Here is a 12,352-nt window from a genome sequence, read left to right as displayed (position 1 = left end):
GAAAACATCATGAATTCTCCAATCAAATCAAATGCCCGTTACCTAATTGGAATTGATTTAGGCACCACCAACAGTGTGCTTGCCTACTGTGAAATTCAGGATGATTTAACCAAAAGCCAAGTCAGTATTTTCGATATCGACCAGCTCGTTGGCCCGGGTGAAGTTGTACGTAAGCCGCTGCTTCCTTCTTTTCGTTTTCACCCTACTCAAGGACAATTTCAATCATCTGATATGTCACTGCCTTGGGATTTACAACCGGTAGAAGGTGAATTAGAGCAAGTTATCATTGGTGAGTGGGCTCGTGAATTAGGCGCGCAAATTGAAGGCCGCCAAGTATCCAGCGCCAAAAGTTGGTTATCTCATAATGCGGTTGATCGTGAATCTGAAATCCTACCTTGGTCTGGTTCAGATAACGTCGAAAAAGTATCTCCACTACTTGCCAGTGCCAGTTACTTAAATCACATGCGTCAAAGCTGGGATCATCATAATCCTAACCACAAGCTAACAGAGCAAGAAGTGGTAGTAACCATCCCGGCATCCTTTGATGAAACCGCTCGCAACCTTACCTTAAAAGCTGCTCAATTAGCCGGTCTACAACATATTCATTTATTGGAAGAGCCACAGGCAGTTTGCTACGACTGGTATAGCCGTCATATCGACACCGCTTCAACACAGTTACAAGATATCCCTTCGATACTCGTTTGTGATGTAGGTGGTGGCACAACCGACTTGAGCTTAATTGAAGCCCAATATCAAGAACAGCAACTCACACTGAACCGTATTGGGGTCGGTGATCATCTTATGCTAGGTGGCGACAATATCGATTTAGCCCTCGCCCATCTGGCTGAACAACGTTTAAATCAAAATAAAAAACTGAACGCAGCGTCGTTGATGAAACTGATCCAACAAACACGTAAAGTGAAAGAAGATTTATTGCGTCCTGATGCGGCAGAAGAAGCCAAGATTTCCATACTCGGCAGTGGCTCTCGCTTGATTGGCGGAACAAAAAGCGCACCGATTACTAAAAAAGAGATCCATCAAATCGTTATCGATGGTTTCTTTCCTTTAACGCAGCCAGACGAAATGCCACAGCAACGGAAAACCGCTGTCGTTGAGTTTGGTCTGCCTTATGCTGCGGATGCTGCGATCAGCCGTCATTTAGCAGAATTTATTCAAAACCATTCTCCCGATGACAAAACACCTACCGGGCTATTACTAAATGGTGGTGTGTTTAATAGTGAATTGGTCGAAAACCGCATGGTTGAATTACTCAGCCAGTGGCATGGCTCTCCGATTACCTTGCTTGATAACCCTAGTCCTGATTTATCGGTCGCTTTCGGAGCTGTCGCTTATGCCAAAGCACGTCATGGTGCGCAGCTTAAAATTGGTGGCGGTTCGGCTCGCTCATACTTCTTACATCTAAAACAAAAGAATGTCTCGGCTTCAAAAGCCTTGTGCGTTTTATCTAAAGGTACCAACACAGGCCAAGAAATTCGTCTTAATGGCCGCCAGTTTTTATTAACTCTTGGCGAACCGATTCAAATTGATTTGTTAACCTCAACCCAAGAGCAATTCATTGATGCTAGTGGATCTTTAACGCCTCCTCAAAATAGTTTGTTGCTCAACGTACAAACCAACTTAGAGCGCGCTGCATTCAAGCCTCTGCCGCCTTATATTGCGACATTAGAAGGCAGCCAAGCGCGTGAGAACTTGCAAGCGAACCAGAAAGATCGCGTTGAAGTCATGCTCGCTTGCCAATTGACCGAGGTCGGCACTTTAAAAATTGAATGTGTCAGCACCACAAATGACAATCAACGTTGGTTACTCGAGTTTGATACCCGCAAACATGAAGAATTTGAGCAAGCCCAAACTCACCCTCGCCTAGAACAAGCGAAAGAATTAATTTCAGCTGCCTACTCTGCTAATAAAAAATCAGACAACGCCAAATTAATTAAGACGCTTAGCAAAGATCTCGAAAAGCAACTTGGTAAACGTGAACAATGGGATTTTGCCACCCTACGCCAATTATTTGATACGTTTGCTTTAGGAAAAAAACGTCGTCGTCGTTCGGAAGCGCATGAAAAGCAATGGCTACGTCTGGCCGGTTTTGCTCTACGCCCTGGCTTTGGTGATCCCACCGATGAATGGCGCTGCGAACAAACATGGGCGTTATACCAGCAAGGTATTCAATTTCCTTCGCACCAAACTTGGTCCGATTGGTGGATTTTCTGGCGTCGGATTGCCGGTGGGTTAAACCAAGAGCAGCAAGAAACCATTTTGGCCGATATTGCGAAATACCTACATCCCGGCGCACATCGCGGCAAAGGAACGGGTAAAGAAGCGACTGAGCATGGATATGAAGCCATGGTTCGTCTATCGGCCTCGCTAGAACATTTAGACAGTGAAGATAAAATCTTACTCTCTAATTGGTATCTAAGCCGTGCGCAAAAGTCTCCCGAATATGTACAAGCACACTGGTGGGCACTAGGCCGCTTAGCTTCACGTACCCAAATGTATGGCAGCCAACACAACCTTGTGCCTGTGGCTCAAGTCAATCAATGGCTACTTAAAATGCTTGATTTGGACTGGAAGCAAGAGCCGATGATTGGCTTTGCCGCGGTGATGATGAGCCGAAAAACTGGCGATCGCAGTATCGATATTAGTGAAGATATACGTGAGAAAATAATCGATAAACTAACCACAAGTCGAGCAACGCCAACTTGGATAACACTCGTCAGTGAAGTAACAACATTAAGCGAAGATGAATCGAAAAAAGTCTTTGGTGATTCTATCCCGGCCGGTTTGCAGATGGTGAATTAGTTCAACGTATACCCGATGGGATGTAGGCCACTTGAACTTAACTTCTAGTGGCCTAATGATTTTAATTAGGCTGATTATCCGACTGTAAAACTCTAACCTCTCGTTGCGGGAACGGAATAACAAAGCCATTTTCGCGCATCGCTTCAAAGATCATGAGTAACAAATCCCCACCCACTCGGTTTTTGCCATCATCAATCCCTTCCATCCAGAACTCAACGAACATATTTACCCCAGAATCACCAAAGCCATCAATTTCACAATCTGGCTGTTCTTCAAACGGCACGCCTTCGCCACTAATTACCTGCTCGTGCTGTGCAACCGTCTGCTTAATAATTTCAACCAGTTTCCTGATGTCCGTATCGTAAGCCACAGAAAAATCGACACGATATCTCTGCTTTTGGTTTTTATGTGTCCAGTTGGTAAAGCTCTCGGTCACAAACCTCTCATTGGGCACCATGATGTCTTTACCATCAAAAGTTTCCAGTGTGGTTGAACGTAGCGTCGATTCGCGCACTATCCCAGTACGCCCATCTTCTAATTCAATATAATCACCAATCGAAATAGAACGATCTAATAAAATGATAATGCCGGAAATAAAATTAGATGCGATGGCTTGTAAACCAAACCCAAGTCCAACCCCTAGAGCACCACCAAAGACCGCCAGCGCGGTTAAATTGATCCCCATCACCTTGAGAAGCAGTAAGGAGAACAATACAAATACGGTGACTTCAAATAACTTTGCTGCCACTTCTTTGGTTCTAAAGTCGAGCTTTTCTTGACGACGGATCAGCTCTTTACCTGTCACATTAGAAATTCGACCAAGCCAGAATAATACTGAGCCTAGTAGAACTACTCTCACCACATCATAAAAAGAGATTTGGATTTCACCGAACCCAATTTTCATGGATTCAAGAATATTAATAATTGGCGTAAGTAGGTTAACTAGGTGGAGAAACAGTAGTGGTATGCCGATGTAACGGAACACAAAGCGAATAAAATCGGAGCGGACAAAATCATGGGTTACCCGATTACAAATCAGTAGTATTGCAATGACCAACGCGGTATTAATCAGCCAAGAATGCCCTAATAGTTTTTGAACAATTTCGATAGAAAACATCAAAATAAAAACTGTGATAATTGGAAAAACCAAATTACCAAACTTACTAGAAATTTTACGTAGTTGATTCGCCTCCTCTTGATTGGCGATCTTTGTTAATGCAGGCACATTTCTACGGATCGTTTTTGCGAAAAAAAAGGAACAGACAAACACTATCAACACAATAACAAGCTGAATATAAGTCGCGGTTTGCATCAATGCTTCAAACACCTGTTGACTCGCCTGCTGTGCGACTTCTATGTAATGCTTAAAATCCATTTATTTTCCTTAATTTTTTAATATCACTACGTGCGTAGGTATTTGATAAGCCTAGCTAGGTTAAGTATATGCTTGATTGACAAGACCAAGGATCTATAAAAGAGAAAAAGCCTAAGTAGATCTCACTTAGGCTTTTAAATTCAAGATATTGTCTGTGCTGCTGGTACTTACATAAACCAACTCCACCAAATAAAGGCAGCTAGAAACCCAAATAGATAAACAAAACCTACCCAAGCAAGTACTTTCAGTTTACCTGTAAATTTAAGGTTTTCCGGTAAGTTAGTTTTCGTGACTAATTTATAATTCAAAACCGCAAAAATCGGTGTCGTCATAAAGGCTAAGATCATCGCAAAATGCATCATCGCCATTAATGAGGAAGTGAAAAATAGAATAACCGCAAAGGCCAATAAGCTCACAATTACCATCCAGATATTTAGGAAACGTTTCGCTTCAGTAGGATGGCTTTCTTCTGATTTTTTGCTCAGTAATAAGGTACTTTCGGTTAACACTCGAGAGTAACCATCGATACAAGTAATGGTACTACCGAAGATACAAAAGAAAGCAATCACCGCAATAAGGTAACGAGACCACTCACCAATAGATGCTGTATACATGCTGACTAATTGGTGAGAGAAGCCAATACCAGAAGTTTTAAGTGTTTCGCCACTACCATTTAACACTAGTGCGCCAAGGGATAGGAATACTATCGCAAGAATAGCGGTACCGATATAGCCCACATTGAAATCAAATAATGCAGAGCGGGCCGTCACTTTTTGCTCTTTACTCTGTGACTTTAGCCATAGTGAATTAAAACAAGAAATTTCGATTGGTGCTGGCATCCAACCCATCATGATCACAATAAAACCAAAGGATGCCATGGTCCAAGCTGAAGGGCTTTGATACTCAGCAGGTGCAACGGCGCCATTACTTGCAGCAATCATCACAGCCAGCACTGTGGTCACCACTAACACTCCCATGATCACTTTAGATAAAGTACTCAATGCTTTGAAATGTCCTGCCACCAAAATAGCTAAGCAGACAACCAAAATACCACCAGCAATCACTGAGATAGATAATGAGATCGGCAAGAAATAGCCCATCAAACTCGAACTAAACATCAACAAAGCAGCAATATTGACAAATGCAGATACAAAGTTGAGAACGTTAAACAGCCACAGATAACCAACCCCCATTTGGTGATAACCCTGTACTAAACTTTGACCGGTTCCTACAGTGTATTGCACGCCGGCTCTAAAAAATGGGTATTTAAAGAAGTTTACTAGCAGGATAAGCGCCGCGAGTTGCCAACCATAAATAGCGCCAGCTTGGGTGGATGACACTAAATGCGAGCCACCGACAGCGGCAGAAGCCATCATAACGCCAGGACCTAGTGCTTTTATTAGAGAGGTTTTCTTGCTGATATCTCCTACCTGAGGAGCTGAAACTGTGGCAGTGTTTTCCATATCTTGTCCTTAATGAAGCAAGTGAATTGATTGAATATTCAATTCCAAGCTTTTTATTGTTATTGCCTTCCATTGCCATCAGTAATGTTGATAACTCATTTGGCTTTTTTTGGGGAGAGACGCGCAACGTATCTATCTTATTGATTATCGATCTTATTGATAAAAGAGTTAACGTTACTTTTTAGAACATTCTGCTAACTTTATGACAAAGAAACAAGGGTTGGAATAACAGCAACAGAACTATTGACTACTAATGACATTAGGTTTAGTAATTTACTTCAATCCTATACTGGTAACAGAATCACTGACTTGTTTTTAACGCAAAAAATAACATAAAAAAAAGCTGACCATCAGGCCAGCTTCTTCAGCATTCTTGGTCGAACTCAGTTTGAATTAATATAAACCAAGGTCTTTTTGCAAATGTGAAGATAATGATGAAGCGTCATAAGCCGAAGTCACTGGCTTTTTGCTTGCTCCAAATAATACGTCCACAATGTGCATCATCAATCCTTTGACGTTAACCGAGTAGGTTTTTTGATCCATAGATGGTGTTGCAACTGTTTCTAAAATTGCTTGTGTCATCTTTGTACTCACTCTAATTTAACTATCAATTTGAGCGTATAATAAAAGTACAAAAGACGAGTTAACAATGAAAAATAGCCAGCATTCGCATTAGTTTTTCTAATTTACAAAATGTTAACACCATGCGGTTGCTAGAAAAATCCAACGTATTAAAAACCAATAGGTTAGATCAAATATTAAGCAAGGAATTCTAGTGCAAACAGTTTACTTAACACTTTGTTAACTATTATTTATTTTGAATAAGTAAGAAATATTAATTTGCTATCCACTGAGTCTCAATCAGCAGTTGATCGTATTGCTTAATTCTTGCAGTGAAGATATCTCCTTCATGCACCACACCGACGCCGCTTGGGGTACCAGTCATGATCACATCGCCGTTATTTAGAGTGGTATAAGATTTCACTTCACTCAAAATATCATCTGGGGTATACATCATATTCATTACCCCACCCGCTTGTACTCGTAGTCCGTTGATCAAAAGTTCTAATGACAATCCTTGCCAATTACCGCTCTTTAACGAGACAAACTTACTTAACACAGCAGAACCATCGAATGCTTTCGCTCGCTCCCAAGGTAACTGCTTTGCTTTCAACTGAGATTGTAATTCGCGCTTAGTGAGATCAAGACCAAAACCAACCGCATGTATTTCACCATTTTTGATGCTAAAGCAAATCTCACCTTCGTAGTGCAATGGCTCTTGATGAAAGGAGTTTAATTGGTTAGTAATCGAAGTACTCGGCTTATTAAATACCACCATTTGGTCTGGCATTGCATTATTTAGCTCTTTGACGTGCTCAGCATAATTTCGGCCTACACACACTACCTTTGAGGGCTTCTGCTTTTTATTATCTACCAGTATTGTTGTCATTGTTGTCCCTTTTGATGTATTAGTCCGATCAAGCAGAAACACGGAAAGAAGAGTCTAATTCACTCATCCCAAGTCCGTTCCGTTTATGCACTTTAATTTGTACTGGAATACGCTCTTTCATGGCATCTATATGGCTGATCACACCAATCATTTTGCCGGATGCATTTAAGTTATCTAATGCGTTTAAAGCCATATCGAGCGTATCAGCATCCAATGTACCAAAACCTTCATCCAAGAATAAAGAATCAATACTGGTTTTGTGACTGACCAAATCCGACAATGCGAGCGCTAAAGCTAGACTCACTAAAAAGCTTTCACCACCAGACAAAGTCTTCGTATCTCTAACCGTATCGCCTTGCCAAGTGTCTATCACTGATAACGCCAATCCGTCCGTTGATACACTAGCAGTAGATACATCAGTATTCTGATCCATTGAAACACCAGAACGCTGCAATAAATAGCGACCATGTAGCCGTTCCAATTGTTTATTGGCTAAATACACCAGGTTGTCTAAAGTCAGTCCTTGAGCAAATTTTCGGAACTTATCACCGCTTTTAGACCCAATTAAGGCATGCAGATATTGCCAGTCATCATAATGGGATTGCTGTGATTCTATCTGTTTAAATAGCTCAACTTGCCCTTCTCGCCTACGTTTATCACTTAATAATTCGTGTTCAATTTGCCCAATGCGGTAGGTTTGGCTATCTAAGATTTCACTCACTTCTTGAAGGCTTTTCAACACCGTTTCGCAATCCGTCTTCATCCACTGAAGCGCCTTTTCATGCTGTTGAATGCTATCCCACTGTTTATTAGCATTTTCTACTAACGCCACTGCTCGTTCAGCTTGATTATTTATCTCTTGCTGCAACGTGATCAGTTTCTGTCTTTCATTGTCATCTAATAAGGCTGCTTCAAACATTGCTTGGTTTTCAAACGGACTTTTAGCAAGCGCTTGTTGCCAATCTTGCTGTGCCTTTTCATAAGTTTGAGTTTGTTGTTCAAACTGATTTTGGGTGCTGGTAATCTCACCAAATAATTTTTCTAACTGAACTTGCAGACTATGCCACTGTTGTTGAGCAGCTTGATAGGCTTGTTCGGTTTCATCTAATTGCTTTTGACTCGCTTGTTTTTCTTCTGCAATGTTTCGCTTACCAAATAATGCCAATCGTTCTTGTGTTTTCTGTGCGAGCAATTCAACTTGAGCCGCAAGAGCCTTATTCATTTCATCTGCAAGGTTCTGTTTTTCTTGCAGTGATTGATTCAAACGAACTTCATCTTGTTGTACTTGCGCCAGTTTGTGCGTCAGTTCGGTAGATTGCTGATTATATTGCTGCCATTGTTGCGATGCGTGACGCTTTTGCTCTAGCCAATGACTTAACGGCGAGACATCAGTTGGGCTGCCCTCTACCAATGAATAGTCAGGCAAGCTATAGCCTAAAGCCCGCCATTGCTCACTCAAGGTTTGATAGATTGTCGCTCTATCTTCTTGCAGGCTTTGTAATGATTGAAGCTTGGCATCATCTTGTTTTAGCAATGCTTGCTCTTGTTGCTTAAGCCCTTCAAGCGAAGCTTTGACTTTTTCTTGTTGAAAATTGCTTAATTGCAGCGCTTCTTTGCAAGTGTTCAATTGCTTTTCAGCCTGTTGAAGCTGAGATAACTTCATTTTAATGGCTTCGATTTGTCTAGGAACGTCAACCTCATACAGCTGCAGTTGCTTTGAATCTTCAATCGTAAACAGTGGTAGTGTTTGATTGCTAAAACTTTGCTGCCATTGTTGTTCAATGTCGCTCAACTCAGCTTTATATTGCTGCTGTTTTTGCGTTAATTCGGTTATATAGCGAGCGGTAGAATCTAGTTGCGAGCGAGCTTGCATACCTTGCGATTCAATCGTCTTTTTTTCCGTTTCGGCACGCTCTTTATCAAGACTGACTTGCGAGCGATTCAGTGTCGTCGAATGCTCTAAAGCCGGATGTTCCAATGAACCGCACAAAGGACACGCTTCACCCGCTTGTAACTTGGCACGATAATCGGCAAATTGCGTGTCTTGATCGATAAGTCTTATATAGCTTTGTATTTCAGCGTCTTTGGCTTTATAAGCCTGACGTAATGATGCGCAATTATCGGTGAGTTGTTGATGCTGTTTCTGTTGCTCAACTAATACCTGAGCTTCACGTAAAATGGTTTGCGATAACTTTGACCATTGATCATGCTTCATTCGTAGTTGATAAATAAATTGGCGATGTTGATCTTTTTCTTCTAACTCTTGAGACAATTGCTCCGCATTTTTTTGTTCATCAGTATTGAGAGATAACCAGGTTTGATTGGCGGCTTGAAATAGGGCCTCTTTACCATGAACATCCGCCTGGCATTGCTGAAAGTGTTTTTTTTCCGCTGCGATCGTATTAGCCAGCTTATCTTTTGCTTGTTGCTCAGCTTGAATAGTCTTATTTAGCTCGACTATTTCACGCCCCTTTTGGGCCATTTGTTCAACTTGCAACTGCCATGAATTTAGGTGTTGAGAGATCACCTCATCATTCGCATGCTTATCTAAATACTCTCGACAAGTCGTCTGCTGTTTTTGAGTTTGTTCTAAAGCAGACTTAACCTGGCTAAGTTCTTGTTGTACGGCATTAAGCTGCTTATTTTCATTTTGGTATTGGCTAGTTAAATCGGAAACTTTACTCTCTTTTTGCTGTATATCTTGATCCAGCGGTAGGACTTGTTCATCAATTAATTTGAATAGATCTCGTTGTGATTTTTTCTGCTGATCCAATGAAACCGCAGCCTGATCATGACTTTGTTGTTTCGATTGTTTCTGCTTTTCAAACTCTGAAAATTGTTGCTCCTTTTCATTTAATTGAGTGGTCACTGCATCAAGTTGTTGCTTAGCCTGTTGCCATTGTAGAAAGGGTTGTCTCAATTTTTCAGCCGGTTCGCTTTTCGCAAGTTTATCCAACTGCGGCTGCTCAGCTACTTTTTGCTGATTAACCTTATCTTGTAGCTGCTGCGCTTCTTGAACGGCTTGTTGAGCTGCCTGGTATTGTTGCCACCACTGGTGATGCTCATTCCAGGCTTGTAGTGTTTGCTTGTTTTTCTGTTGCTGTTGTTTAACGTCTTCAAGTTCATTATTCAGTACTGAAACTTGCTCTAAAGACAGAAGTTGAACGCCTTTTGCTTGCGATTCCAGTTCCGCTAACTTTTGCTTGGCATCGGTGAAGTACTCGTGCACTTTCTCTGAAATTTGGCCATAGATTTCTGTGCCCGTTAACTCTTCAAGTAGTTCTGCTCGCTCGGATTCTTTCGCGTTTAAAAAAGCGGCAAATTGTCCCTGAGACAACATCATTGATTTAGTAAAACGTGAAAAGTCGAGACCCGTAATGTCTTTTAATAAGATGTCTTTTCGTTTGATTTGAGTGGCAAGCATCTTACCGCTTACCACTTCCGCAAGTTCAACTACCGCAGATTGTAAATTTCCATCCACTTTGCCTCGAGAGCGACGCATGCTCCAAAATGCACGGTAAGATTTGCCTTTTACTTCAAACTCCACTTCCGCTAAACATTCTGCAGTACCACGAGTCATGATCTCATTGTTTGAAGTAGAGATAAGCCCCAAACGCGGTGTTTGGTGGTACAAAGCTAAACACATGGCATCGAGCAAGGTAGTTTTCCCAGCCCCTGTTGGCCCTGTGATTGCAAATAAGCCATTTTCAGCAAACGGAGATTGAGTGAAGTCGATTTTCCACTCGCCTTTTAAGGAATTTAAATTTTGAAAGCGAACCGTTAAAATTTTCATTATTTCACTTCCTTGTTACTGCTATCGCCATTGCCACTTTGTTGCTCTAAGACATCGGAAACGACTTGATCAAACTGCTGCATAATTCGTTGTTGTCTAACCTCTGCCTCTTCTCCTTCAAAGGATTCAAGGCTCATTCGCTTATGAAAAACATCTTGAGGCGTAAGCTCCGCCAGAGTTTCATTTTTCACTTGAGTAAGTGATTGAGCCTGTTGCGAGCGACTACGGCGCAGCTGCAATACTTCAACATTAAGATTTTCAGTCATAGCTTGGATTCTAGGCTGTAAATCTGACAAATAATCATCCACTTCCACATGGATACACAACCAGACCGTTTGCTCAATATCAACAAATTGCTGCAATTGTGACTCTATGCTTTCAAGCGATCCTTTCAATGTCATCATGGATTGAAAAAGCGGAATAGGAAGTGGTTCGATTCGTTTACCATCTTCGTTGAATTCGACTAACACCACTTGTTTATTCGATAACTTTGGCTGATTTTTTTCTGAGCTATCAGCTTCAATCGTTTTGGTTTTGATCTCATCGAAGCTTAACGGAATAGGCGATCCGCAATAGCGAATAGATTCAGATTTAGCAACAATTTGTGGCCTGTGTATGTGGCCAAGCGCAATATAATCAACCGGTGGAAAAGCTTTGGCATCAAAAGCTTCAAGTGAACCGATATAAATATCCCGCACAGATTCAGAAGTAGTAACACCTAACGCCGTTAAATGCCCCGTTGCGATGATTGGTAGCTTACGTTTGAGTTTCTGTTGTTGCTCACTTTGAATTTCTAACGCCTTGTCGTGCAAATCCTGGTAGTGCTGTTGAATGGCCTCACCCAGCGCTTGTTTCTTTTGAGTACTCGTTTCACCCGCGACACTTTGCAACACATCTCTCGGTCGGATAAAAGGAACCGCACACAAAATGGCACCTGCTTGCTTATGACGATCTTCCAGTAAGATTACTTGTTCACTAAGGTTTTCACTGGTATTCGCAATAACATGGGTATTTAAGCAAGCGAGCAGATCTTTAGATTCATTCAGCATTGAAACCGAATCATGGTTACCACCCAAAACGATTAATGTTGTACCTAGTTGACTCAATTTCACGACAAACCGATTGTACATTTCTCGAGCATAACTTGGTGGCGTACCAGTATCGAAGACATCTCCCGCGATAATAACTGCATCGACTTGCTGCGCTTTAACCAACTCAAGTAGCCAATCAATAAAAGCTTGATGTTCATTCTTGCGACTTTTTGTGAAGAAATTTTGACCAAGATGCCAATCTGAAGTGTGGATGATTTTCATAATAAATATTGAGCACGCCAACTTAAAAATATGAAAGAGATTGTGCCATAAACGATTGAATAAAAAAGGATGCGCGATAGGTTTTATTGCAAATAGTTACCGTAATAACTTTTTTGACAGACATAAAAAAAGCTCAGG

The 12,352-nt window shown here is 41.4% G+C and carries 7 protein-coding genes; 1 reads left to right on the top strand and 6 read right to left on the bottom strand.

Annotation, left to right across the window (positions count from 1 at the left end):
- The first annotated feature begins 9 nt into the window (after positions 1-9).
- Positions 10-2,820, top strand: a complete 2,811-nt coding sequence (locus L3V25_RS03790; protein ID WP_237294138.1) for an Hsp70 family protein — start codon at positions 10-12, stop codon at positions 2,818-2,820.
- Between the two features lie 61 nt (positions 2,821-2,881).
- Here the strand turns inward: L3V25_RS03790 and L3V25_RS03785 are convergent, their stop codons facing one another.
- From L3V25_RS03785 to sbcD, 6 genes are all read right to left on the bottom strand, one after another.
- Positions 2,882-4,195 carry a mechanosensitive ion channel domain-containing protein gene (locus L3V25_RS03785; protein ID WP_237294137.1) on the bottom strand — a complete coding sequence of 438 codons (1,314 nt, stop codon included), beginning with the start codon at positions 4,193-4,195 and terminating at the stop codon, positions 2,882-2,884.
- A 167-nt stretch (positions 4,196-4,362) separates the two neighbouring features.
- Positions 4,363-5,658, bottom strand: coding sequence for a divalent metal cation transporter (locus L3V25_RS03780; protein WP_237294136.1), 1,296 nt, complete (start codon positions 5,656-5,658; stop codon positions 4,363-4,365).
- A 393-nt stretch (positions 5,659-6,051) separates the two neighbouring features.
- Positions 6,052-6,240, bottom strand: coding sequence for a hypothetical protein (locus L3V25_RS03775; protein ID WP_027696520.1), 189 nt, complete (start codon positions 6,238-6,240; stop codon positions 6,052-6,054).
- A gap of 253 nt (positions 6,241-6,493) precedes the next feature.
- Positions 6,494-7,108: a fumarylacetoacetate hydrolase family protein gene (locus L3V25_RS03770; RefSeq protein ID WP_237294135.1), complete on the bottom strand. Its 615-nt coding sequence runs from the start codon at positions 7,106-7,108 to the stop codon at positions 6,494-6,496.
- 28 nt (positions 7,109-7,136) lie between these two features.
- On the bottom strand, positions 7,137-10,901 hold the full coding sequence (locus L3V25_RS03765) for an AAA family ATPase (protein WP_237294134.1): 3,765 nt from the start codon (positions 10,899-10,901) through the stop codon (positions 7,137-7,139).
- Positions 10,901-12,214 carry an exonuclease subunit SbcD gene (sbcD, locus tag L3V25_RS03760; RefSeq protein ID WP_237294133.1) on the bottom strand — a complete coding sequence of 438 codons (1,314 nt, stop codon included), beginning with the start codon at positions 12,212-12,214 and terminating at the stop codon, positions 10,901-10,903. Before sbcD ends, L3V25_RS03765 begins: the two co-directional genes overlap by 1 nt.
- Positions 12,215-12,352 lie beyond the last annotated feature (138 nt).

The organism is Vibrio sp. CK2-1 (assembly GCF_021726515.1).
GTDB lineage: Bacteria > Pseudomonadota > Gammaproteobacteria > Enterobacterales > Vibrionaceae > Vibrio.
Note: the sequence above shows the minus strand (reverse complement) of the source record. Positions and strands in the feature narration are given on the sequence as shown.